Origin of the sequence: Sphingopyxis witflariensis (assembly GCF_002205635.1) — a bacterium.
GTDB classification, from domain to species: domain Bacteria; phylum Pseudomonadota; class Alphaproteobacteria; order Sphingomonadales; family Sphingomonadaceae; genus Sphingopyxis; species Sphingopyxis witflariensis.
Genome location: NZ_NISJ01000007.1, coordinates 1 through 24822, shown reverse-complemented (window position 1 = coordinate 24822; position 24822 = coordinate 1). Strand labels below are relative to the sequence as shown.

Sequence of the window (24822 nt, the reverse complement as noted above, 5' to 3'; positions counted from 1 at the left end):
GCACGGTCGGATTTATTTCAATACTAACATTATGTTCACCCTTTTCGAGCAATGGCTGAACCTGATTTAATGGTTGTCGCGCAGGTATTTGGGCTGCGGCATCCGCTGAACGCTCGAAAGGTTGATGGTTTATGGCTTCCTTCCCCCCGCTTCGCGCCGCTCGCGCTGCGCTGGCCTGTGGCATTGCCGCGACCGCGCTGACTGGTTGCATGGGGGCTAATGGCGCCGCGCCGCAGCTTCCCAGCGCGACCTTCGTTCAGAACCAGGAAGGGCCGGGCGAGGAGTATATCATCGGCCCGCTCGATGAGCTCCAGATCTTCGTATGGCGCAACCCCGAACTCGGCGGCAAGGTGCAGGTGCGGCCTGACGGGCGTATCACAACCCCGCTGATCACCGACATGCCCGCGACCGGCAAGACGCCCACGATGCTGCAACAAGATATCAAGCTCCAGCTCAGCCAATATATTACCGACCCGATCGTCAGCGTGATCGTGACGAGCTTCAACAGCACCTTCTCGCAGCAGGTGCGCGTCGTCGGCGCGACCGAAAAGCCCGCGTCGATCCCGTTCCGCGCCAATATGACCGTGCTCGATGCGATGATCGCGGTTGGCGGGCTGGGCGAATATGCTGCGGGCAACAAGGCGCGGCTCGTGCGTTATGACAAGGGCAGCGGCAAACAGCAGGAATTCGGGCTGCGCCTGAACGATCTGATCAAGCGCGGCGACATTAAGGCGAATGTCCGGCTTCAGCCGGGCGATGTCATCATCATCCCCGAAAGTATGTTCTGACGCGGCAAACAGCGACAGGCTTCCGATCCGCCCAGCGAGACTGAGACCAGAGTATGAATGGCCTTTACGACGAATTCCGGGTGGCGCTGCACAGCGTCTGGACGCGCCGGTGGCTGGTGCTGGCGGTCGCATGGGGCATTTGCATCCTCGGTTGGCTGGCGGTCGCATCGATTCCCAACCGCTATGATTCGCGCGCCCGGCTGCTCGTCGACGTCAATGAAATCCTGCCGGACGAAGTTCAGGCGGGTTCGTCGGGGCGGCAACAGATCGACCAGATCCGCGAAACGCTGACTAGCGCGCGCAACCTTGAAAAGGTTGCGGTCACCACCGGGCTATTGCCTGCGGGCGCGAACGAGCGCGAAAAGGCCGGCGCGGTCGGCATGCTGCGCGGCAGCATCAAGGTTATTCCGCAACAGGAAAATATCTTCGAACTCACCACCAGCGTCGGGGTCCCCAGCCTGTCGGACGCCGACAATGCCAAGCTGGCGAGCGGTATCCTCGACAGTCTGATCACCGTGTTTCGCGACGATCAGCTACGCGGCGGCCGGATGAATGCGCGCGAGGGCCTCAAATTCCTCGACGCCCAGATCGCCGACCGCGAAAAGGCGCTGCGCGAGGTCGAGGCCCGTCGTGCGGCGTTCGAGGCGCAGAATATCGGCCTGATCCCCGGCGGTTCGGGCTCGCCCGCCCAGCGCGTCGAAGCCGCGCGCGCCGAACTCAGCCAGATTGATTCGCAGATGATCGCCGCGCAGGCGCAGCTTGCGGCGGCCAACGGCCAGCTTGCTTCGACCCCCGCAACGATCAACGTCCCCGGCATGGGCAGTGTCGGCGGCGGCGTCGCCCGCCAACAGCTCGCCGGCGCGCAAAACGAACTGTCGTCGATGCGCTCGCGCGGTCTCACCGACGCGCACCCCGATGTCATCGCGCTCAAAAGCCAGATCGCCTCGCTCAAAGCCCTGGCCGACCGCGAAGGCCCGGGCGCCAGCGGCGGCGGCAACGCGCAAAACCCGGCCTATGCCTCGCTCTCGGCGATGCGCGCCGAACGTCAGGCGACGGTCAGCGCGTTGTCGACACGTAAGGCGCAGCTATTGGCCGAGATCGCCAAAATCACGTCGCACCAAATCCAGAATCCCGGCATCGCCGCCGAATATGACCGGATCAACGGCGAATATACCGCGTTCAAGGCGCAGTATGACAAGCTTCTCGCCCAGCGCGAACAGGTGCGCATGCGCGGCGAGGTGCAGACCGAAACCGACGCGATCAAGGTCGAACTGCTCGACCCGCCGTCGAAGCCGACCAGTCCCGCATCGCCGAACCGGCCGCTGTTCCTGACCCTCGTGCTGCTCGTCGGCATCGGCGGCGGCATCGGCGCGGCCTTTGGCCTGTCGCAGGTCCGCACCAGCTATGCGACCGCGGCGAAGCTCGAACGCGCCAGCGGATTGCCGGTGATCGGATCGATCACCGAAGTCGTCACGCCCGAACGTCATATCGACCGGCGCAAGAAGCTCGTTTGGCTTGCCGGTGGAAGCGGCGCGCTCATTGGCCTTTATGCCTTGTTGCTGGCCGCCGAATTTATCCAGCGCGGCCTGGTTGCGTGACGGGGAAGAAGAAAATGACCGATCAACGCCCCGTCAAGCGCCCGCCGTCGCTGCTCGAACGCGCCGCCGACATGTTCGGTATCGATCCCGTCGCCAATGCGCCAACGATCGATGTGTCGAAACTGCCGCCCGAACCGATGAAAAAGGCGCGCAAGGCGAATCCGGCTGAGGAGCCCGTCGTCGCGGCACCGCAGCCCGAATTTGCACCACCCGTCGTTGAAACCGCCCCGGCGGTCGAGCCCGCGAAGCCCGCGCCGCGCATGGACATCGCCCGCGCCGCGCCCGCCGTCGTGCCGACGCGGCAGGGTACGATCGACCGCGCCCGGCTCGCTGCGCGCGGCATGGTCGTCCCCGGCGCGCCCGTCACCGGCATTTCCGAAGAATATCGGATCGTGAAGCGCGAACTGATCCGCAATTTCGCCGGCACCGCCGGACGCCCCGCGCTGCCGCGCGGCCACCGCGTGCTGATCGCCTCGGCCAATCCGGGCGAGGGCAAGACCTTCTCCGCCGTCAATCTGGCGTTGAGCCTCGCGGCCGAGGCCGACCATGATGTGCTGTTGATCGACGCCGACATCGCCAAGCCCAGCGTGCTTGAAGTGCTGGGGCTGGACGATGGTCCGGGGCTGATGGACGCGCTCGCCGATCCGCATTTTCCGCTCGGCGATTGCCTGATCCAGACCGACGTTCCGGGGCTGAAGGTCATGCCGGCGGGCATGCAGCATATGGACGACACCGAATTGCTCGCCTCGGCGCGGACCGAGGCGCTGCTCGCCGAGCTTGAACGGGGCGTGCCGGGCCGCATCATCATTCTCGACTCGCCGCCGGTGCTTGCGGCGTCGCCCGCGGCGGTGCTCGCGGGGCATGTCGGCCAACTGATCATGGTCGTGCGCGCCGACCAGACGCTCGAAAGCGGGCTGCGCGATGCGATCGGCCTGATGGGCGGTTGCCCGCATATTCAGCTGCTCCTCAACGGGGTCAAATTCTCGCCGGGCGGCCGCCGCTTCGGCACCTATTACGGACAGGGTGGCGGCGCGTGAGCTACAGAAAATCTTCGATACGTCCATTCGGAACGTTGGCCGCGCTACTGCTCGCTGGGACGGCGACGGGCGCGCACGCGCAATTTTCGGGCGATGCCGGACCGGGCGGACAGGATAAGCCGCGCGCTGCGACCGACGCTGGCGGCGGCGAGGGCAAGCGTCCGCGCGCCCAGCGTCAGGTCGATGTCAGCCCCTATCTCTCAGTCGATCAGATATTGACCGCCGACCTCAAAAATGGCGGCGACGTGCTGACCTATACGACCGTTGCGGTCGGGGTCGATGCTACGGTCGTCACGCGCCGCGTCGAGCTGTCTGCGACGCTGCGCTACGAACATCAGTTCGGCCTTTCGGCCGGGTTGGGTGATCAGGATGTGATCAGCGGCCTTGCGCGCGGAAATCTGCAATTGTTGCGCGGCCTGAACCTCGAAGCCGGAGCGCTGGCGACCCGCACCCGCGCCGACGGTCAGGGCGCCGACAATGGGATCATCACCGGCCGGTCGAGCAATGTCGCCAATCTTTACTCGGTCTATGCGGGGCCGACGCTGGCGCGGAAAATCGGCGGGCTCGACGTCGGCGCGGGCTATCGCTTCGGCTACAGCAAGGTCGATGTCGAAACCCCCGCGCTGCTGCCGCCGGGCGCGGTGGCACAGGATGTCTTTGACAGCTCGACCAATCATAGCGCCTGGGCCAGCATTGGCGCACGGCCGGGCGATCTGCCGTTCGGATGGGAGCTTTCGGGCGGCTATGAACGTGAGGATGCCAGCCAGCTCGACCAGCGCTATGAAGGCAAATATGCGACGGCCGGGGTGACGGTGCCGATCAGCCGGACCGTGGCGTTGCTCGGCAGCGTCGGTTATGAAAATATCGAAATCGGCCAGCGCGACCCGCTCCTCGATGCCAATGGCGTGCCGGTGCTCGACGCCAACGGCCGCTATGTCACCGACAAATCATCCCCGCGCAAATTGTCGTTCGACACCGACGGGCTGATCTGGGACGCCGGGGTGATGTGGCAGCCAAGCCGCCGTACCTCGCTGACTGCCAGTGTCGGCCACCGTTATGGCGACACCATCTATACCGGCAGCTTTTCCTATCGCGCTGATCATGCGACGATGGTGCAGGTCGATGTCTATAATGGATTGTCGAGCTTCGGTCGCGGGCTGTCGAGTGGGCTTTCGGCCCTCCCGACACAATTTGACCCGGCGCGCAACCCGATCGGCGGCGAAGTCGATCCTTGCGTCTTCGGTGGTGAAGGGGGCAGTTGCCTCAACAACCGGATCGGCAATGCGACCTCTGCGCAATTTCGCAATCAGGGCGTTCAGGCAGTGCTGTCGTCGCGCTTCGGCGGCTGGAGCTATGGCGTCGGGGTCGGCTATGACCGTCGCCGCCTGCTCACGCCGCGCCTGTCGCCGATCGCCAATCTCGATGGCATCATCGACCAGAGCTATTATCTTTTCCTCTCGGCGGGGCGCCGTCTCGACGCCGAATCGGACCTCAGTCTGTCGGGCTATCTCAACTATTTCGACAATGGTTCGCCGGGGGTCAGCAATGTCCAGTCGGCGGGCCTGTCGGCAACCTATTCGCGGCGTTTCTGGCGCGGCTTGACGGGGAGCGCGGGGGCGAGCCTCGATGCTTTCGACCAGAATGGCTTCAACAGCGAACTTATTGGGTCAGCCTTGGTGGGACTGCGTTACAACTTCTGATCCCGGAACAGGAATTTTACGATGTACGATCAGTTTTATGGTTTCACCGGACGCCCGTTCCAGCTGACGCCCGATCCGCATTTTTACTTCGAGAGTGGAACGCATCGCAAGGCGATGTCCTATCTTGGCTATGGCCTCGCGCAGGGCGAAGGCTTTATCGTCATCACTGGCGATGTCGGTGCGGGCAAGACGACGCTCGTCGGCCATTTGATGAACACCATCGATCCCGACCGCCTGACCGCGGTCAAGCTGGTGTCGACGCAGGTCGAGGGCGACGATCTTCTGCGCCTCGTTGCCGAACAATTCGGGCTGGAATGGGAAGGGCAGAGCAAGGCTGAACTGCTGCGTTCGATGGAGCAATATTTGCGCGAACAGGCGCGTGCCGGAAAGCGCACGCTGCTGATCGTTGACGAAGGGCAGAATCTCGCCATCTCGGCGCTCGAAGAATTGCGGATGCTGTCGAACTTCCAGCTCGGCGGCCATTCGCTGCTCCAGATTTTCCTGCTCGGCCAGCCCGAGTTCCGCCAGACCCTCTTCCATTCGCCGGCTCTGGAACAACTGCGTCAGCGGGTGATCGCGACGCATCACCTCGATCCAATGGAGCCCGAAGAGGTCGAACCCTATATCCTCCACCGCCTTGGCAAGGTCGGCTGGACCGGAAACCCCAGCTTCAGCCCCGACGCGTTCGAGGAAATCTTCGATTATTGCGCGGGCGTGCCGCGCAAGCTGAACGTGCTGGTCAGCCGCCTTTTGCTCTATGGCGCGGTCGAGGAAATGAACCGTATCACCGGCCAGCAGGTCCGCTTGGTCGTCGCGGAGATCGAGGCTGATCGCGGTATTGACCAGGCCGCGCCTGCACCTCCTCCGCCGCCGATCGAACAGCTGATCGCCTATGCCGCGGCGGCCGCCGCGCCGACCGCTGAAGCCTTGCCCGAATGGGCAGAGACCGCCGTGCCGGCGCCGCTTGCCGAGCCCGGCACTGACGCCGACGCCGATGTGCTGGAACTGGTGCCCGCCGCCGCTGCACCTGCCGCGATCGACGAAGCCCATGTGGCCGCGCTGCAAACGCAGATCTCCGGGCTCGAGGCGCGGCTGACCGAACAGGATGCCGCTCTGCGCCGCGTGATCGATCTGCTGATCGAATGGGTCGAGCGCGATCCCGATAATGCCCCCAATCCGGCATCGTCACAGACTTGGGCGGCCTGACGGGCTAAGCATCGTCCGCGAGGCGGATCGATGAAGGTGAGACATGATGCAAAACGGCCTGTCGGTCGATGTCGAGGACTGGTTCCAGGTCGGCGCTTTTGAGCGGACGATCGCCCGCGCCGACTGGCCGACGCTCGAATGTCGGGTCGAGGCCAATTGCGATGCGGTTCTTCAGATTTTCGCCAACGCGGGCGTCGTCGGCACCTTCTTCACCCTCGGCTGGGTCGCCGAACGCTATCCCGCGCTGATCCGGCGCATCGTTGCTGCGGGACATGAGCTGGCGAGCCACGGTTATGACCATCAGCGCGTGTTCAATATGACCGCGGACAGCTTCTCCGCCGACCTTAGAAAGACGCAGGCTATCCTTGAGGATCTGGGCGGCGTCGCGGTGCGCGGTTATCGGGCGCCGAGCTTTTCGGTCGATCAGCGGACCCCGTGGGCGCATGCAGTACTCGCCGAACAGGGCTATGCCTATTCGAGCAGCGTCGCGCCCGTCGTGCACGATCATTATGGCTGGCCGCAAAGCCCGCGTCATGCGTGGCGCCCGCTTTCCGACAGCGATCTGGTCGAATGGCCAGTGACGACCGCGCGGGTCGCGGGCCGGACGTTGGCGGCGGGCGGGGGCGGCTTCATGCGCATGCTTCCCTATGGCTTCACGCGCTGGGCGATCGCGCGGATGAACGCCGAAGGTCATCCGGCGATCCTTTATTTCCATCCGTGGGAAATCGACCCCGGCCAGCCGCGCGTCGCCGATGCGCCGCTGAAATCGAAAATCCGCCATTACAGCGGCCTGACGGCGATGGCCGGCAAGCTGAAGAAATTGCTGGCCGATTTTGAATGGACGCGCGCCGATGCGCTTGTCCCCGCACAACAGGCACGCGCTCAGCCGTGGCGCGCGGCGGCGTGAATGCGCCTGCAATGGCTGCCGTGCCGCTGACCGATGCGGCGGCGTGGGACGCCTATGTCGCCGGGCATCCGCACGCGACGCCCTTTCACAGCCGCCGTTGGTGCGAGGCGATCACCAAGGCGACAGGTCACCCATGCCATCTGGTCACCGCGCGCGACGCCGAGGGTGCGCTGACCGGTATCCTGCCGCTTCACCATATTCGTTCGCCGCTGTTCGGGCAGGCGCTGGTCGCCAGCGGTTTCGCGGTCGACGGCGGCGTCCTCGCCGACAATGATGCGATTGCGGCGACGCTCGCCATCGGTGCGGCCGACATCGCAAAATCGCTCGGCGTCCCTTCGGTCGAACTGCGCGGCGGCCCGCTCCCGGACGGCGACGGCTGGCACCGCGAAGAGGGCGTCTATGCCGGCTTCGCGCGCGACCTCGCCGCCGACGATGACGCCGAACTGCTCGCCATCCCGCGCAAACAGCGTGCCGAGGTCCGCAAGGCGCTTGAAAGCGGCCTCACCATCACCACCGGCACTGGCCCACAAGAACGCGCCGATCACTATCGCGTCTACGCGACCAGCGTCCGCAATCTTGGCACCCCCGTCTTCCCCAAAGCGTTGTTCGACGCAGTGCTCGATGCTTTTGGCGACGACGCCGACATATTGACGGTGCGCGAGGAGGGGTTTCCGCTTTCAAGCGTCCTCAGCCTCACCTGGCGCGGCACGGTAATGCCCTACTGGGGCGGCGGCATCGCTGACGCACGGCGATTGCGCGCCAATGAACTCATGTACTTCGCCGTGATGCGCCACGCCCGCGCAAAAGGTTGCACGCGCTTCGACTTCGGCCGGTCAAAGGTCGGAACCGGGCCTTTCGCCTATAAGAAGAACTGGGGTTTCGCGCCCCAGCCGCTCGTCTACGCACGCTGGCTCGCGCCGGGTGAAAAGCCGCGCGACACCAATCCGAACAGCGCCAAATATCGGCTGCAGGTCGATCTGTGGAAGAAGTTGCCCTTGTGGGCGGCGAACCGGATCGGGCCATTGATCGCGCGTGGACTCGGTTGATGGCCGAAATCCTGTTCCTCGTTCACCGCGCACCCTGGCCCCCCGACCGCGGCGACCGCATCCGCAGCTGGCATATGTTCGAAGCGCTGACGAAGCTCGCGCCGATGCATGTCGCGGCGCTGGCCGACAATGGCGCCGATGCGGCGCTCGCACGCGAAAAGATGGCACCGCTGTGCGCAAGCCTGTGCATCGAGGTGCGCGACGTGTCGCGTCCGATCGCGCTCGCGCAGGCGGTGTTGCGCGGCGAGCCCGTCTCGAACCATCTGTTCAAAAATGCCGCGCTCGCGCAGCACGTCGGCAAATTGCTGCTCAGCGGCCGGATTACCCATATCGTCGCCTTCTCGGGACAGATGGCGCAATATCTGCCCGAGCGCTTCAACGGGCCGGTCATTATGGATTTCGTCGATGTCGATTCGGCGAAATTCGCGACCTATGCCGAACAGGATAAGCGCCAGCCGCTCCACTGGGTCCATGCGCGCGAGGCGCGAAAGCTGGGCGCCTTTGAAGCTGAAATCGCGCGTCGCGCCGACGCCAGCCTGTTCGTGAGCGAAGCCGAGGCGGCGTTGTTCCGCGAGCGCAGTGGCCTCGGTACCGATAGGGTTCACACGGTCGAAAATGGCATCGATACCGACCGCTTCGATCCGGCTGTCCAGCTGAAACCGGTTGGTGCGGGGGAGGGGCCGCTCGCGGTGTTCACCGGCCAGATGGACTACCGCCCCAATATCGACGCGGTGCGATGGTTCGCCGCCGACATTCTGCCGTTGATCCGTGCGCATCATCACGAGGCGTGCTTCGCCATTGTCGGGCGTGCGCCGACCGACGAAGTGCGCGCGCTCGAAAAATTGCCCGGCGTGATTGTGACCGGCGAAGTGCCCGACGTCCGCCCGTGGCTCGCTGCCGCCGATGCCGTCGTCGCGCCGCTGCTGCTCGCGCGCGGGGTGCAAAACAAGCTGCTCGAGGCGATGGCGATGGCGCGCCCCGTCGTCGCAAGCGCCGCCGCTGCTGAAGGGATCGACGCGATACCGGGCGAACATCTGCGCGTCGCTGACGATGCGCAGGGCATCGCGGATGCCGTCCGCGCGATCTTCGACGACCCTATCGGTGCTTCGCAAATGGGCGCCGCCGCGCGGGGCCGTATGATCGCGCGCTACGGCTGGGATGCCCGGATGGCGCCGCTTAGTAATTTGCTGGGCATTGGCGCATGATGCCATGGCGTCAGCATCTCGCCGCGCTCGCGCTGCTCGCCGGCGCGATGCTTGCGATCTTTCACAGCGACGCGGCCGACATGGCGGGCATATGGTGGCATAGCTCGACCTTCACCCATTGCCTGCTGATGATCCCGATGATCGGCTGGCTCGTGTCCCTGCGCGTGCCGCTGATCCGATCGCTGACGCCCGTCTATTGGTGGCCCGCGCTGGTCTGGATCGCGGGTGCAGGGCTGGTCTGGCTCGTTGGCGAAGCCGCCGGAGTAGCGCTGTTCCGGCAACTCGGCCTTGTCCTGATGTTGCAGGGCGCCGTCGCCGCGACGCTCGGCGAAAAGCTGGTGCGCGCGCTGCTCTTCCCGCTCGCCTATGCGCTGTTGCTCGTTCCGTTCGGCGAGGAACTGGTGCCGTTGCTCCAGACGCTCACCGCGCATATCAGTGTCATCCTGCTCCATCTGTCGGGCCTGCAGGCCGAGATGGAGGGGGTGTTCATCACCACCCGTGCGGGTTTCTTCGAAGTCGCCGAGGCCTGTTCGGGGGTTAATTTTCTGATCGCCATGCTCGCCTATGCGGTGTTCGCCGCGCATCTTTGCTTCAAAAGCTGGACGCGGCGTTTTGTCTTTGTCGCGGCGGCGCTCGCGACGACGGTCCTCGCCAATGCGCTGCGCGCCTATGGCACGATGGTCGCCGCTGAAATCTGGGGGATCGAGGCCGCGGGCGGGATAGACCATATTTTCTACGGCTGGATCTTCTTTGGCCTTGTCGTGCTGATCGTGATGCTCGTCGCGCGCCGCTGGTTCGATCGGCCCGCCAATGACGCGGCGGTTGATCTGGCCGGATTGGATGGCATAGTGCGCTTCACCGGTTCGGCAAAGATGGTGCTTCCGGCTGCGCTCGTGCTGCCGCTGTTCTTCATGGCTTGGGCGGCGCTCGCCGGAGGGCGCACGGCGCCCTTGCCTGCAACGATGGCGGTCGAAGCGCCCGCAAGCTGGAGCGGAGTGCGCGCCGGCGGTGAACCATGGGAACCGCGCTTCGACGGTGCCGACCAGCGGCTGATCCGCCATTTCATCGATGCTAACGGGCGGCGGGTGACCGTCGCGATCGGTGGTTACGAACGTCAAGCCGAAGGACGCGAAGTCGTGAGCTTCGGCCAGGGTGCGGTCGACCCCGACAGCCGTTGGGCTTGGAGCGCGGCGCTGCCCGCGATCGACGGCGCCAGGACCGAACGCCTGCTGCACCCCGGCCCGGTGCTCCGCGACGCCGCGACCTGGTATGTCGTTGACGGCGGCGTCACGGGCGATCCGCGCCGCGCCAAACTCGCGGGGCTGAAGGCGCGGTTGCTCGGTGGCGATCCGCGCGCGCTGTCGCTGATCTTGTCGAGCGAGGCGGGGCAGGGTGGCCGCGATGCGATCGCGGATTTCGTTGTCGCATCGGGCGGAGCGCAGGCAATGGCTGACCGCGCGCTCAAAACCCGCTAAGCGTTCGGAATATGTGCGGCATTGCAGGTATCTATCATCTCGAAACGGCCAAGCCGGTCGATCCCGCGCGTCTCCGCGCGATGCTTTCGCCGATGCAACATCGCGGCCCCGATGGTTCGGGCGAATGGACCGCGCCGGGGGTCGGCCTTGCGCACCTGCGTCTGTCGATCATTGACATCGCGGGCAGTCCGCAGCCGATGGCGAGTGACGACGAACTGATCACGCTCACCTATAATGGCGAAATCTATAATTTTCGCGAACTGCGCGCCGAACTCGAGGATCGCGGCCACCGCTTCCGCACCAGCGGCGATACCGAGGTCATTATCGCCGCATGGCGCCAATGGGGCCCCGAATGCCTGTCGCGGTTCAACGGCATGTTCGCCTTTGCGCTCCACGATCATGCGCGCGGATGCCTGTTCCTCGCGCGTGACCGGCTGGGGGTCAAGCCGCTCCACCATGTCCGCCTGTCCGACGGGTCGGTGGCCTTCGCGTCCGAACTCAAGGGGCTGCTCCGCCATCCGCTGCTTCGACAGGAAGCGAACCTGACCGCGATCGAGGATTTCCTCGCCTTCGGCTATGTCCCTGATGACAATTGCATTGTTGCGGGGGTCGAAAAACTCCCCGCAGGGCACTTCCTGCTGCTCGAACGCGGCAAGCCGGTTCCGGCCCCGACCTGCTGGTGGAGGCCCGATTTTTCGCGCCGCATCCGCGCGAGCGAAGGCGAGGCGGCCGAGCATCTGACCTGGTTGATGCGACAGGCGGTGACCGACCGCATGGTCGCCGATGTGCCGCTGGGGGCCTTCCTGTCGGGAGGGGTGGATTCGAGCGCGGTCGTAGCGCTGATGGCCGAGGCGAGTTCGAAGGCGGTCAAAACCTGCACGATTGGCTTCGACCAGGCGGCGCTCGACGAGACGGCTTATGCACAGCAGATTGCCGAACGCTTCGCGACCGATCATCGTACTCGCACCGTATCGGCGAGCGACTTTGCGCTGGTCGACAAGATCGCCGACATGTTCGACGAACCCTTTGCCGACGCGAGTGCGCTGCCGACTTATCGCGTGTGCGAACTCGCGCGCGAGGAGGTTACGGTGGCGCTGTCGGGCGATGGCGCCGACGAGGCGTTCGCGGGATATCGCCGATTGGTGTTCCAGCACCAGGAAGAACGGCTGCGCGGGCTGATCCCCGGTTTTCTGCGCCGTGGCGTCCTCGGTCCGCTCGCGCATGTCTGGCCGCAGATGGATTGGGCGCCGCGTCCCTTGCGCGCGCGTGCGACGCTCGCCAGCCTGTCGAAGAGCGGAGCAGAAGGCTATGCCGAAGCGGTCGGCGTCACCGGGCTCCAGCAACGATCGCGGCTGTTCAACGACGCTGCGCATCATGCGCTGGGCGATCATGTCGCCGAGACGCGTTACTGGCAGGCGATGCACGACGCCCCGGCGCGCGAACCGCTCGACCGCGCGCAATATGCCGACCTCAAGATCTGGTTGCCCGGCGATATATTGACCAAGACCGACCGGATGAGCATGGCGGTCGGCCTTGAGGCGCGTGAGCCTCTGCTCGACTATCGCCTGGTCGAATTCGCCGCGAGCCTGCCTGCGTCGATGCGCGTCAAGCGGGGGACAGGAAAGGCGATCATGAAGCAGGCGATGGAACGCTATCTGCCGCACGACATCCTTTATCGCCCCAAAATGGGGTTCGTGACGCCGGTGTCGCAATGGTTCCGCGGGCCGCTGGTCGAGCAGGCGCGCGCTTTGGCGACGTCATCGACGCTCGCGCGCAGCGGCTGGTTCGATATGGCCGAAATCGAGCGGGTCGTCGCTGCACACCAGTCGGGCCGCCGCGACCACGGTCGGCTGATCTGGCAATTCTTCATGCTCGAAAAATCGCTGGCAAAATTGTTCGGGATCTAGGGTGTGGCGCCACCCGTTTTTAACGCTTCGCTGTTAGCGCGCTGTCGATGACGGTCCATCCCGCCTTTCCCCTCGACGCTGCTCCGGCCGCGCCGTTGACCGTGCGCATTGTCGATCCGCTCGCCTTGTCACCCGAACTCGCGGCGGCGTGGGACCGGTTGGCCGACGAGGCGAGCGAGCCCAATCCCTTTGCTGAACGCTGGTGTCTGCAATCGGCTCTGCATTTGCTCGATCCCGCGCGCCACGCGCGATTGGTGATGGTGCGCGACGGCCATGACGGGCCGGTGATCGGGATCATGCCGGTGGCACCCGCGCGCCGATATGGCCGGTTGCCGTTGCGCCATGTTACCGGCTGGCGGCATCCCAATCATTTTCACGGCAGCCCGTTGGTGCGTGCGGGCTTTGAAAGCCTGTTCTGGTCGATCTTGATCGGTTGGTGCGACGCGTCGCCGTGGGCGCACACGCTGATCCATGTGCCACGGTTGACGGAGGATGGGCCGCTGCACCGCGCACTGGTCGATGTTGCGCAGGTGCGTCGCGGCGCGGCAGAGGTCGTCCACCATGAGGAGCGGGCGCTGCTCGAAAGCGAGCTGTCGCCCGAAGCTTATTGGGACACGGCGGTGCGGGCCAAGAAGCGCAAGGAGTTGCGGCGTCAGGCGAACCGGCTGGCGGAGCAGGGAGTCGTCGCATTTCGCCGCTGGCAGGTCGGTGAGGCGATCGCACCGTGGGTCGATGCGTTTCTTGATCTTGAATCGCGCGGCTGGAAAGGGCGCGCCGGCTCGGCGCTTGCGAGCCAGAATGATACCGAGGCGTGGTTCCGTGCCATATTGTCGGCCGCTGCCGATGCTGGAAAGCTCGACATGCGTTCGCTCGACCTCGATGGTCGGCCGCTCGCGATGCTGATCAACTTCCTCTCTCCGCCGGGTGGTTTTTCGTTTAAGACAGCGTTCGACGAGGATTATGCACGCTTCTCCCCGGGCGTCTTGCTGCAACAGGCGAATCTCGATCTGCTGGGGGACGCGCGGCTCGACTGGATCGACAGCTGCGCCGCACCCGGCCACCCGATGATCGACAGCGTATGGCGCGAACGGCGCCGGCTCATTTGGGTCAATGTCCCGCTTTCGGGTGCCGCCGACCGGCTGCGCTTTGCTATGCTCGTCCGGGCCGAACGCGTCTGGCGTCGCTGGCGAAGGCCTGTGCCTGCCGCTATCATGCCACAGGATCAGCCATGACCGAGCATCAGATCATCGCCGCTCCCGTCTTTCCCGCCGAAACGCTCGCACGTATGGCGACGCTCTATCCGGCGCAGGCGGGGTTGCTGCACCATTTTTTGCCGGACCACCCACTTTTGTCACTTGAGGCGCTGGCGCTCCTTGCCGAAAGCCTCCCCGCCAGTCAGGTAGAATATAATCCGGGGGATGTCCCCATCGGCATCCGGCCCGAGGATGTGCCGTCGAACGGCCTGTCGATCGGTCAAACGATCCGCACCATCGACACCAATCGCAGCTGGGCGGTGCTCAAAAATATCGAAAGCGACGCGGCCTATCGCTCGCTGCTGATGAACCTGCTCGGCGAGCTTAGGCCTGTGGTTGAGCCGCGTACCGGCGCGATGCTGACACCGCAGGGGTTCATTTTCGTCTCCTCGCCCGGGTCGATCACGCCGTTTCATTTCGATCCCGAGCATAATATCCTGCTTCAGCTTCGGGGCGCGAAGATGATGAACGTCTGGCCCGCCGGTGACGAACGCTTCGCGCACCGCCGCGAGCATGAGCGCTATCACAGCGGCGGCCATCGCAACCTGCCATGGCATGATGACTATCATAATGCTGCGCAGCAGGTGCCGCTGGCGCCGGGCGACGCGGTGCTGATGCCGGTCATGGCGCCGCATTTCGTCACCAACGGCGATGCCCCGTCGGTCTCGCTGTCGATCACCTGGCGCAGCGAATGGAGCTATCGCGAGTCAGAGGCGCATGCCGCCAATGCTGCGCTGCGCCGCATGGGGCTCGATCCTGCCATGCCGCCGCGCTGGCCAGGCTACGCATGGGCAAAAACGATCGGTTGGCGCATCGCACGCAAGCTGCGGCTCGTGTCCTGAGCCGTTTGATGCCAGCTTTCCTTTTTCTGCAATCGCGGCTATGGGCGCCCATCACCGATTTTGACCCGACTGAGGATTGATGGCGAAAGAAGAACTTCTGGAAATGCGCGGCCAGGTGGTCGAACTGCTTCCCAACGCGATGTTTCGCGTCAAACTGGAAAATGACCACGAGATTTTGGGTCATACCGCCGGCAAGATGCGCAAGAACCGCATTCGCGTGCTGGTCGGCGACGAAGTACTCGTCGAACTCACGCCCTATGACCTGACCAAGGGTCGGATCACCTATCGCTTCAAGTGAGTAGCGCGGCGAACATTCCCGCGCTGGTGCTCGCTTCCTCCTCGCCGCGTCGCCGCGAATTGCTGGCGCGAATCGGCGTGGAACCGATACGCATCGCATCGCCCGACATCGACGAGACGCCGCTGAAGGCCGAGCTTCCCCGCGACTATGTCGCGCGGCTCGCCAAGGGCAAGGCGCTCGCGGTCGAGCGCGCGCCGAACGAGGCCGTACTCGCGGGCGACACGACCGTTGCAGTCGGGCGTCGCATCCTGGAAAAGCCGGCTGATGAAGCCGATCTGCGCCGCATGCTCGGCTTGCTTTCGGGCCGCCGTCACCATGTCTATTCGGGGATTTGCGTAGTCGGCACCGACGGGCGCGCCCGCGTCCGCGTCGTCGATACGGTCGTCGCGTTCAAGGTCCTCACCGCCGCCGACATCGACTGGTATGTCGCGAGCGGAGAGGGCATGGGCAAGGCGGGCGGCTATGCGATTCAGGGCCGCGCCGAAACCTTCGTCCGCTTTCTTTCGGGCAGCCATTCGAACGTCGTCGGCCTGCCTATTTATGAAACCGGGGTCTTGCTGACCAGCGCGGGAATCACCCTTGGCTGAATGGCTCTATGAAGCGGGAATCGGCGAGGCGAGGGCCGCGCTGGTCGAAAATGACGAAATCATCGAAGCACGGATCGAACGCGATGGCGAAGGGCCGCGGATCGGCGCGATCCTTGCCGCGACGCTGGTCGATGCGGGGCGTGGCGGCAAGGGCGCGCTGGTCGCGCTCGACTGGCCGGGGACGCCTCCGGCGACCTTAACTGAGGTGCCGCCCGCGACTTCGATCGGTGCAACACTGATCGTCGAAGTGACCCGCATGGCGCTGCGCGAACGCGGGCGTGACAAGCCCGCACGGGCACGGCTGGCTGAGGCTGGCGCCGCGATCGCTGACGGTCCTGATCTGCGCGCGCGAATTGCCGCTACCGGAGCGCCGGTTGTTGACCTGCGGCCCATCGATGCCGACCGGCTCGAACAGGCGGGCTGGTCCGAACTAATCGACCATGTCCGTGCTGGCCACTGGCCATTCACCGGTGGTGCGCTGTGGGTCGATGCGACCCCGGCGATGCTGCTCATCGACATCGACGGAGAGGGGAATGCGTTCGCGCTCGCGCAGGCGGGGGCGAAGACGGCGGCCCATGTCATCCGCTGCTGCGATGTCGGGGGATCGATCGGTATCGACTTTCCGTCGCTTGGCGGTCGTGCCGAAAGGCTCGCGATCGACGCGTTGGTGGACCAATATTTGCCGCAGCCCTTTGAGCGCACTGGGGTCAACGGTTTCGGCCTGATGCAGATTATTCGCCGCCGCGACCGGCCTTCGCTGATCGAACAGGTGCGATTCGACCCCGTCGCGACCGATGCCGGGTTGCTGTTGCGGCATGCCGAGCGTGCGGTGGGGGCAGGCGTGCTGCAACTGACGGCGCGCCCGGCTGTAATAGAGCATATCGCCGGGCGGCCCGAATGGGTTGACGCGCTGCAAAAACGCACTGGCAGGCCGGTGACAATGATCGCCGATGCCGAGGTAAAAGGAGTGGGTCATGCCCAATAATGCGAACGCCAAACCGCGTCGCTGCCCGTTGTGCAGCCAGCCGCGCGCCGAAGAATTTAAGCCATTTTGCAGCCGCGGCTGCCGTGATCGCGACCTTTTGAGCTGGTTCGGCGAAGGCTATCGCGTGCCCGTCGACCAGGCGCCGGACGGCACCGCCGACGACGATCGTTTCGACGAAGGCTAAGCACGCAAAAAGCCGCAACAAAGCCTCTGGACATGCGCGAAAGCCGTGCCTATAGCCGCCGCTCGCCAGCACGACCATCCGGTCGCAGCGGCATTGCCCGGGTAGCTCAGTTGGTAGAGCATGCGATTGAAAATCGCAGTGTCGGCGGTTCGAATCCGTCCCCGGGCACCATTTGTTCTCATCAGAACATCTCAAAATTTCCCAAGAGAAACAGTCCTTTGCTTTGAAAGCAAAGTCTTATTGACCCTTGGCGTCTCAGGGCGCCCTGTTGCATCCCAGCCCCTATTTTGCATGGTTTACGGTAGCTAAAAAAGGCTAGTTACCGTCAGGAGTCATCGCCATGTCATAGAGCGCCGCCGCTGTCGCCCGTGCCAAGTCGCAAGCCACACCCTATAAGCTGTGTGACGAGCGCGGCCTGTATCTGATCGTCGTCCCGGATGGATCGCCGCGCTGGCGATTCGACTATCGTTATGAGGGCAAGCGCCGAACCATGTCGTTCGGCATCTATCCCGACGTCACCCTCGCCGACGCACGCGGCAAACGCGACGCGGCGCGCAGGCTCGTCGCAAACGGGGAAGACCCGTTGGCCGCGCGGCGCGAGAGGCCGAAGGCCCTCTGTCTCGACGGCGAGAGCTTCGACGCACTTGCGGACGAATATGTGCGCCGTCTCAAATTGACGGGCCGGTCCGAGTCCACGATCGAAAAGAACCGCTGGCTGATGGGTCTGGCTCGGCCACAGCTCGGTAAGCTGCGCATGCGGAACATCACGGCGCCCGAACTGCTCGAAGTCTTGCAGAAGATCGAGGCGCGCGGGCGATATGAAACCGCGAACCGGCTCCGCGGGACGTTGAGTACGCTCTATCGCTACGCGATTGCCACAGGCCGTGCCGACCGCGATCCCGCCGCCGATCTTCGCGGTGCGCTGATCCCCGCGAAGGTCACGCACCGCGCGGCCATTACCGATCCGAAGCAGGTGGGCGAATTGCTGCGTGCGATTGACGGATATGAGGGCAGTAAGATCGTCAGGATCGCGCTGCTGCTGTCCGCGCACCTGTTTATGCGGCCCGGCGAGCTTCGCCTCGCCTCCTGGTCCGAGTTCTACTTCGAGATTGGCATCTGGACCATTCCCGCCGAGCGGACGAAGATGCGCCGTATCCACAAGGTGCCGCTGAGCGAACAGGTCATGACCTTGTTCGAGAAGCTAGACGCGATGACTGGTGATGGAAAACTGCTGTTCCCGAGCGTGCGTTCGGCGGAGCGCGCCATGTCGGACAATACGCTCAATGCCGCGCTGCGGCGCCTCAGCTATGCGCAGGACGAAATGACCGCCCATGGCTTTCGCGCCATGGCGACGACGATTCTCAACGAAAGCGGCAAATGGCATCCCGATGCCATCGAGCGCCAACTCGGTCATGTCGAAGGCAATGACGTCCGCCGGGCCTATGTACGCGGCGAGCATTTGGCCGAGCGGGTTAAGATGATGGGCTATTGGTCGGACCGCCTTGATGAGCTGCAAGCCGACGGCAGGGTCGTTCATCGGCGCTTCGGTGCATTGCGCGGCCGCCGGGAGGCGGCATAGCGAGCCATGTCGCACCCGTCATTTTAGCGGCAAAGCTGTGGTAGTGGAGCGCGGCCGCAATTGAGCGCACACCGACGGTGGCAGAGGTCGCGCGTTTTCACGGTGGGCCGCGCGTACGCCGCCGCGACTGCGGCAGCGCCAAGGGCGCATTTTCTTGTCCAATGATGACTTACCGGGCTGACCGCACGGCGCCGATGTTGTTGACCCGCTGCGGCGCGAAAAGGAAAGAGGCGGCGCGAAGACATGCTTCGCGCCGCCCTCCACGATGGATGCAGTGCATATCATCGCCCCCACCACCGAACGAACGCCTTGCCCCCATGCCGACGCATGTGGAGCGTGAGGGCCTCGGGAAAGATTGGCGGATCGATCCACGGATCTTCCAACGCTATAGGAAACTCGACGATGGGCTTCGGTTTGGGGCCGCGTTTCACTCGCTGCGGCTTTTCACAGTGTCGCTTTCGATATTGGACGCGCGGGACTGCCCTCCTTCCTTTGGTTTTCGCACTCTTCGTCTGCTCCTTTGTTTGGGGGAGGGGGGAGTGTGCATCGCCGGTTGGCTCCCAGGGTTGGATATGTCGAATGTGTCTCGTCGCGGCGGGCTTGCCGGAAATTCGCGTAAATCACGGAGAAGATCAGGACGAAAAATCTCGCGCAACGACGCTTGTCTTCGTGCGTGGGCGCTGGTAGAGGCGCCCCTCGTTGCCGCTTTAGCTCAGTTGGTAGAGCACATCATTCGTAATGATGGGGTCACAGGTTCGAGTCCTGTAAGCGGCACCAGTCCCCGTCCCGATAAGTGGCGGAAAACCTTCATTTTTTAGCTCTGATGTGCTATACGCAAGGCGTTGATCGTCTGTGTGCGTCCACGCAAATCCGTGGCTGTCTGACCCTCGTTGGGGGCCATTTTTTCGGCGATTGACCAGTTCGAGTCCTGAATTGGAGTTGCCATGCTGACGGTCATTCAAATCCAAAATCTCAAGCCCAAGGCAAAGCCCTATAAGGTGTCCGATACCGACGGGCTGTTTATCCTCGTCCAACCTAACGGATCGCTCCTGTGGCGTCTCAAATACCGGACAGATGGCCGGGAGAAGAAGCTGGCGCTTGGGAAATACCCACAAGTCAGTCTGAAAGCCGCGCGGGAGAAGCGCGACGAGGCCCGGAAGAAGATCGCCGAAGGCGTCGATCCCGGTAAGCAGCGGCGCGAAGCGAAGATCAAGGCTATGACAGAGGCGCGCAACACGTTCCGCCTCGTTGCCGACGAATATATTGAGAAGATGGCTGTCGAGGGAAAGTCCCCCGCTACGATCAGCAAACTGCGCTGGTTCCGCGATCTCCTCAATCCCTACATCGGCCACGTCCCGGTCGCAGAAGTGTCGCCACATGAGCTGTTGGCGGCGCTCAAGCGGATCGAGCGGCGCGGACACCACGAGACGGCGCTGCGGACCCGCTCATTCGCTGGCCGCGTTTTTCGCTATGCCATCGCGACGCTTCGCGCCCAGTATAACCACGCCGACGTGCTGCGCGGCGCGCTGGTCATTCCCAAGGTCAAGCATCGCTCTGCCATCCTCGAACCTAAAAAGGTCGGCGAACTGCTCCGCGCGATCGGTGACTACACTGGTCGCGTAGAAACGCGGATCGGCTTGCAACTGGCCGCGCATGTCTTTCTGCGTCCCGGCGAAATCCGCACCGCCGAATGGGATGACATCGATCTGGCCGAAGCGGTCTGGCACGTTCCCGCCGCCAAGATGAAAATGAAGCGGCCCCACACCGCGCCCCTGTCGCGTCAGAGCGTCGAACTGCTGCGCGAACTCCAGTCGCTCCAGCATCCGTCCACCTACCTCTTCCCGGCCTTCCACACGCCAAAAAAGACGATGAGCGAGAACACGCTCAATCAGGCGCTGCGCCGGATCGGCTATACCAATGAAGAGATGACCGCGCACGGCTTCCGCGCGGTCGCTAGCACGCTGCTCAACGAGTCCGGGCGCTGGCATCCCGACGCCATCGAGAAATCGCTCGCGCACCACGATCCCGACCGCGTTCGCTCGGCATATAATCGCGGCACCTTTTGGGACGAGCGCGTCCGCATGGCGCAATGGTGGTCCGATTACCTCGACAAGCTCCGCGACGGCGCCGACGTCGTGCAGCTCGATTTGATGCGAGGCTAAGGTGTTCGGCGGAAGCACGTTGAGCGCGGACGAGCGGCGCAGGCTGCGTCGTTACGAACGCGCCGTTGACCGCATGATGCCGATGCAGCGCGCGATCTTCCTCGGCCATGTTGTCGAGGATCTGACATACCGCGAACTTGCCGACAAACACGATATCAGCATCATTGAAGTCGAATGCCATATGTGGCGGGCACTCGCGCAGGTGGACGATTGTCCAACGGAAAAGAACCATTCTTGGTGGCAATTCTGGCGCCGCTGACGGCGCTTCTAACTTGCCAATCAGCCGCCGTCTCGACAGGGTGCCGCCAGCATGAAAACCGACCTCGATCATCTTCCGGCGAACAAGCAGCGCGAACTTGAACGCGTGAAGCAGATCATCTTCGAAGAGTTTGAGGACGCGCTCGCACTCGGCACGATGAGCTGGAAGAAGAAGGGCCGGATCGACAAGATCATCCTCTATGGCAGTTATGCGCGCGGCGGTTGGGTGGACGAGCCGCACACCGCCAAGGGTTATCGGTCAGACTTCGATTTGCTGATCATCGTCAACGACAAGCGGCTGACCGAACGCGTCGATTATTGGTTGAAACTCGAAGACCGGCTCATTCGGGAGCTGGCGATCGACAGGACACTTCACACGCCGGTCAACTTCATCGTCCACACCTTACAGGAGGTGAACGACGGGCTGGCGCACGGCCGCTACTTTTTCATGGACGTAGCAAAAGACGGCATTGCCCTGCACGAATTCGACGACAAGCCGCTCCACACCCCGAAGCCAAAAACGCCCGAGCAGGCGCTCACGATGGCGCGGGAGTATTTCGAAGAGTGGTTTCCCACTGCCTCTGACTTTCACGGCAGTGCGAACGACGCCATCGCCAGTGGGAAAACGAAACTAGCGGCCTTCCTGATGCATCAAGCGACGGAGCGGCTTTACCACTGCGTTTTGCTGGTTCGCACGTTCTACACTCCGCACGTCCACAACCTCGCTTTCCTTCGCACCCAAGCTGAGCGGCTTGATATGCGGCTGGTCGACGCTTGGCCTCGTGAACGACGCGAGGATCGGGGGCGCTTTGAGAAACTGAAAGAGGCCTATGTGAAGGCCCGCTATTCGAAGCACTTCCGCATCACCGAGGATGAACTGCAATGGCTCGGCGGCTGCGTTGAGGAATTGGGTCGCGCGGTCCACGCCATTTGTTCCGAACGCATCGCTGAACTCGAAGCGTTCGCGGGTCAGAATCCTCCCCTCGCTCCCATCTGATACCCAGCCCCAAACCGTTATGTTGCCGGGCCGCGATGCTTCGCATCGGACCCACAATTTGGATACACACCTCACGCACGGGTGAATGCAGCATTTCCGCCACTTTTCGAGCTGCCTATCCGCTGCCTCGTTTTGGCGCTGCCTAAAAAGTCTCGGTTTTCCGCCACGTTTGGAGGCAGCGCTCCGGCACCTCTATGGACGGGAGACCGAGAAATGGAGCGGCGGATCAGTCGCTCTTCTCGAAGGCGTGTGGTGACGCCTTGCTTCGCCGGTCGCGCCAGTCACGCCGTTGTTCAGACCGCATTGTGCTGCTAGGTGCGCAGTTGAAATAGGTTAGGTCGCGAAGGAAAATGACGATGGAAGATTCCGAAACCTTGGTCACGCTGACCGCCGATATCGTCGCCGCGCATGTCAGCAATAACAGCGTCGCCATATCGGACATCCCGCTAATCATTCGGTCGGTACACGATGCGCTCGCGGGCCTTGGCAGCGCCGATGTTCCCGAAATCAAACAGGAACCGGCAGTTTCGATCCGCTCGTCGGTTAAGCCGGATTACATCGTCTGTCTTGAGGACGGGAAGAAGCTGACGATGATGCGGCGTTACCTGATGACCAACTTCGAGATGACGCCCGACGAGTATCGCGCCAAGTGGAACTTGCCGAAGGATTATCCGATGGTCGCGCCGAATTATTCGGAACGTCGGCGTGTGCTCGCGAAGGAAATCGGACTGGGAACGAAGGGGCGTGGCGGTGGACGAAAGCCCGCCGCACGCGGACGCACCAAAGCCAAATAGCCTCGCCCCGGAGAGTGCGGATCGCACTCTCGGACAACGGCTAAAAACCGTGCTTTCCTGCTCGGGCGGCCAGAGTGTAGTCGGATCGCACTCTCAAAAAGTGGCAGAAAACCGTTATGCGCCCGTGCGTGAGGTGTGTATCTGGATTACGGGTCCGATGCGTAGCATCGCGGCCCCGCTGCCTAGCTGAATGGCGAGCATCTCAGACATGATTTTACGCATGCTTCACGCGCTCGACGCGGTGCCTCGCGGTTTCGCCAAGCAACCGAGGACCATTCGGTCATCCAAACCGCTGCTTGACGTAATCCATAACGCTGTTTCCTGACAGCTCAGTCGTTGCATTCCCGCCCCGCACAAAAAATCGTTGCTGATTACCATCCTTCACAAAGGCAGCCCTCGGACCTCTTTCGCATCTGATAGTCAAAACGCGTTCGCCGTCTTGGTCCTCAAAATGCTGGTGCACGTACGGAAGAAATACGTCACCAATGCGATCCTTGACCAGATTGACCAAATGCAAGCCCATCTTGTCATCGTTCGGGAATCCATCGGCGGAAAGACCTAAAACTTCCCCATCATCCGCAACCCCAATTAGAAGAGTGCCACCTTGTGCGTTTAGGAACCCCGCAATTGTCTTGAGCGCTGAGAGGTGAATCTTCTCGTCGTGCTGGCCGGTATGCAGATTCGTCCGCAACGTGGATTTAAATTCAATTGCGCCCGTCTCACCGGCCGCGATCAATTCTGCGACGCTGGGCGGAGGAGAGGGTTCGGTCTTGGTGTCTCCAATTAGCGCTTCCCACGCCTCGCGAACCACTTGCGCCATGCGTAGTCGCCGCGCCACAAGGAATTCTTCATAGTTCATATCCCACCACACTGGCGGAAGGGCATGCAGTTTATATACGCGCTCTCGGTCCGCTGCTGACATGGCGGCATCAAGCGCGGGCACGTAATTCGCCGGTGCTTGCTTTCCGATCTTGATATTTGCCGGCCATTCCACCGGAGCAAAGTTCGCAATCTGGTTGATGATTTTGAAGTCTTTAATTCCTTCCTCTTCCAGGTAGCCGCGCGGAAAGAGGTGGTGTTGTTCAAGCGCCGCCTTTGATCCCTTTATTGCCGGGTCAACCATCGCAGCCAATTTCATCGGGCTAAAAAGCACGGGCGCATCCAGCTTTATAAGGGCAGCCTGATAGGCAAAAAGTGAGGGGCTGCGGGCCGCGGAGGTGGCAAGCTGGCTCGGGAGCGTTATATCCCAATAGTCGCCCGTCAGCGTGGTCGCACATATCTCTCGCAGGCGAGACACAAACGCCGTTCCGTCCGCGAGATCTCGAACTTTTGATAGATCGGCTTCAAATCTTGTTTCAGGTGAATTGGTGTAACGCCCGGTCATTGACGCCATAAAGAAGAATTCTGCGATCACCTGCCGGATGACAGCTCGGTCAATCCCGTAATCGCGGATGCCAATCAGATAGAGGACATAACAGTAAATGATCGCAGCTTCAGAGCTGATCATTTTCTGCCCTCGATAACCCGCTAGCTTGAGAGCATCGAGGAAATGATGCCAGTTCGCTAAGTTAAGGACTGCCGTCTGTGCTTCGCGCATCAAAGCAAATTGTGCGTCACGCTTTTCCGGATTGTCACTGCCCGTCGATGCATCCCGACCGCGAAGAGCGCCGTAGACGTTTTCCAAACGTGCGCGCTTTAAGGCGAGGCCGACGGTCGCACGTAGCATTTGGTCCGGCGAGGGCTTCAAGAAGTGGTTGAAAGGGGACGACTGTCCATCGCTTGGCATTGCGGCCTTCAGCGCGAAGTCTTCCAGATCGACGCGGCCCTCCTCCCAAAAGACCGACATCAATGTCATTATAAAATCAGCTTGGTTGAGCGCTTTGCCCTTGACCGGCCCCCACCGAGTGGTCCGGGTGGATTGTTAGTGCATTGACGCCTCCCTCGCCAGTGTTGGCCGTAGGTGGAGCGAAGCGGAACCGGAGGGCAACACTGGCGAGGGAACGGCCTCCGGCGC

Annotated in this window: 23 protein-coding genes, 2 tRNA genes and 1 pseudogene; 24 read left to right on the top strand and 2 right to left on the bottom strand. The window is 63.0% G+C overall.

Going from position 1 to position 24822, the window contains the following annotated elements:
* Positions 1-131 precede the first annotated feature (131 nt).
* The 24 genes and pseudogenes from CDQ91_RS13260 to CDQ91_RS13150 all read left to right on the top strand — a co-directional run bounded on the left by CDQ91_RS13260 (position 132) and on the right by CDQ91_RS13150 (position 22808).
* A complete protein-coding gene (locus CDQ91_RS13260) occupies positions 132-788 on the top strand; it encodes an XrtA/PEP-CTERM system exopolysaccharide export protein (RefSeq protein WP_088473214.1) in 657 nt (218 codons plus the stop codon).
* A gap of 53 nt (positions 789-841) precedes the next feature.
* On the top strand, positions 842-2386 hold the full coding sequence (locus CDQ91_RS13255) for an XrtA system polysaccharide chain length determinant (protein WP_088473213.1): 1545 nt from the start codon (positions 842-844) through the stop codon (positions 2384-2386).
* A gap of 14 nt (positions 2387-2400) precedes the next feature.
* Positions 2401-3423 carry an AAA family ATPase gene (locus CDQ91_RS13250; protein ID WP_088473212.1) on the top strand — a complete coding sequence of 341 codons (1023 nt, stop codon included), beginning with the start codon at positions 2401-2403 and terminating at the stop codon, positions 3421-3423.
* A complete protein-coding gene (locus CDQ91_RS13245) occupies positions 3420-5123 on the top strand; it encodes a hypothetical protein (RefSeq protein WP_237245980.1) in 1704 nt (567 codons plus the stop codon). The genes CDQ91_RS13250 and CDQ91_RS13245 overlap by 4 nt, the downstream gene beginning before the upstream one ends.
* Positions 5124-5144: 21 nt before the next feature.
* Positions 5145-6329 carry an XrtA/PEP-CTERM system-associated ATPase gene (locus tag CDQ91_RS13240; RefSeq protein ID WP_088473211.1) on the top strand — a complete coding sequence of 395 codons (1185 nt, stop codon included), beginning with the start codon at positions 5145-5147 and terminating at the stop codon, positions 6327-6329.
* Between the two features lie 43 nt (positions 6330-6372).
* Complete coding sequence (locus tag CDQ91_RS13235) at positions 6373-7236, top strand: XrtA system polysaccharide deacetylase (RefSeq protein ID WP_088473210.1); 864 nt, start codon at positions 6373-6375, stop codon at positions 7234-7236.
* Positions 7237-7247: 11 nt separating this feature from the next.
* Positions 7248-8282 (top strand): FemAB family XrtA/PEP-CTERM system-associated protein, encoded by a 1035-nt coding sequence (locus CDQ91_RS13230; protein ID WP_088473365.1) that lies wholly within the window; start codon positions 7248-7250, stop codon positions 8280-8282.
* Positions 8282-9487, top strand: a complete 1206-nt coding sequence (locus CDQ91_RS13225) for a TIGR03087 family PEP-CTERM/XrtA system glycosyltransferase (RefSeq protein WP_088473209.1) — start codon at positions 8282-8284, stop codon at positions 9485-9487. Before CDQ91_RS13230 ends, CDQ91_RS13225 begins: the two co-directional genes overlap by 1 nt.
* Positions 9484-10962, top strand: a complete 1479-nt coding sequence (gene xrtA, locus CDQ91_RS13220; protein WP_088473208.1) for an exosortase A — start codon at positions 9484-9486, stop codon at positions 10960-10962. Before CDQ91_RS13225 ends, xrtA begins: the two co-directional genes overlap by 4 nt.
* An 11-nt stretch (positions 10963-10973) precedes the next feature.
* The gene (locus CDQ91_RS13215; protein WP_088473207.1) at positions 10974-12869 is read left to right on the top strand and encodes an XrtA/PEP-CTERM system amidotransferase; all 1896 of its coding nucleotides are present in this window, start codon (positions 10974-10976) and stop codon (positions 12867-12869) included.
* 47 nt (positions 12870-12916) lie between these two features.
* On the top strand, positions 12917-14101 hold the full coding sequence (locus CDQ91_RS13210; protein ID WP_088473206.1) for a GNAT family N-acetyltransferase: 1185 nt from the start codon (positions 12917-12919) through the stop codon (positions 14099-14101).
* Positions 14098-14964 (top strand): cupin-like domain-containing protein, encoded by an 867-nt coding sequence (locus CDQ91_RS13205; protein WP_088473205.1) that lies wholly within the window; start codon positions 14098-14100, stop codon positions 14962-14964. The genes CDQ91_RS13210 and CDQ91_RS13205 overlap by 4 nt, the downstream gene beginning before the upstream one ends.
* A gap of 79 nt (positions 14965-15043) precedes the next feature.
* The gene (gene infA, locus CDQ91_RS13200; RefSeq protein ID WP_010162480.1) at positions 15044-15262 is read left to right on the top strand and encodes a translation initiation factor IF-1; all 219 of its coding nucleotides are present in this window, start codon (positions 15044-15046) and stop codon (positions 15260-15262) included.
* Positions 15259-15849, top strand: coding sequence for a Maf family protein (locus CDQ91_RS13195; RefSeq protein WP_237245979.1), 591 nt, complete (start codon positions 15259-15261; stop codon positions 15847-15849). Before infA ends, CDQ91_RS13195 begins: the two co-directional genes overlap by 4 nt.
* Positions 15842-16834, top strand: a complete 993-nt coding sequence (locus CDQ91_RS13190; protein ID WP_088473204.1) for a ribonuclease — start codon at positions 15842-15844, stop codon at positions 16832-16834. Before CDQ91_RS13195 ends, CDQ91_RS13190 begins: the two co-directional genes overlap by 8 nt.
* The gene (locus tag CDQ91_RS13185; RefSeq protein ID WP_088473203.1) at positions 16824-17018 is read left to right on the top strand and encodes a DNA gyrase inhibitor YacG; all 195 of its coding nucleotides are present in this window, start codon (positions 16824-16826) and stop codon (positions 17016-17018) included. Before CDQ91_RS13190 ends, CDQ91_RS13185 begins: the two co-directional genes overlap by 11 nt.
* Before the next feature lie 95 nt (positions 17019-17113).
* A tRNA-Phe gene (locus CDQ91_RS13180) sits at positions 17114-17189 on the top strand.
* Positions 17190-17388: 199 nt separating this feature from the next.
* A pseudogene (locus CDQ91_RS22045) lies at positions 17389-17928 on the top strand (tyrosine-type recombinase/integrase); the annotation flags it as partial.
* A gap of 63 nt (positions 17929-17991) precedes the next feature.
* Positions 17992-18597 carry a tyrosine-type recombinase/integrase gene (locus tag CDQ91_RS13175; protein WP_419722567.1) on the top strand — a complete coding sequence of 202 codons (606 nt, stop codon included), beginning with the start codon at positions 17992-17994 and terminating at the stop codon, positions 18595-18597.
* 701 nt (positions 18598-19298) lie between these two features.
* A tRNA-Thr gene (locus CDQ91_RS13170) sits at positions 19299-19374 on the top strand.
* Positions 19375-19541: 167 nt separating this feature from the next.
* Positions 19542-20759 carry a tyrosine-type recombinase/integrase gene (locus tag CDQ91_RS13165; protein ID WP_088473201.1) on the top strand — a complete coding sequence of 406 codons (1218 nt, stop codon included), beginning with the start codon at positions 19542-19544 and terminating at the stop codon, positions 20757-20759.
* Positions 20760-20778: 19 nt separating this feature from the next.
* Positions 20779-21018, top strand: coding sequence for a sigma factor-like helix-turn-helix DNA-binding protein (locus CDQ91_RS13160; protein WP_144036771.1), 240 nt, complete (start codon positions 20779-20781; stop codon positions 21016-21018).
* 51 nt (positions 21019-21069) lie between these two features.
* A complete protein-coding gene (locus CDQ91_RS13155; RefSeq protein ID WP_088473199.1) occupies positions 21070-22014 on the top strand; it encodes a HEPN domain-containing protein in 945 nt (314 codons plus the stop codon).
* A 356-nt stretch (positions 22015-22370) separates the two neighbouring features.
* A complete protein-coding gene (locus CDQ91_RS13150; protein ID WP_088473198.1) occupies positions 22371-22808 on the top strand; it encodes a Ros/MucR family transcriptional regulator in 438 nt (145 codons plus the stop codon).
* Between the two features lie 280 nt (positions 22809-23088).
* Here the strand turns inward: CDQ91_RS13150 and CDQ91_RS13145 are convergent, their stop codons facing one another.
* On the bottom strand, positions 23089-24663 hold the full coding sequence (locus CDQ91_RS13145) for an RNA-binding domain-containing protein (RefSeq protein WP_088473197.1): 1575 nt from the start codon (positions 24661-24663) through the stop codon (positions 23089-23091).
* A 66-nt stretch (positions 24664-24729) separates the two neighbouring features.
* A partial coding sequence (locus tag CDQ91_RS21035; protein WP_144036679.1) for an integrase catalytic subunit occupies positions 24730-24822 on the bottom strand: 93 nt, incomplete at its 5' end.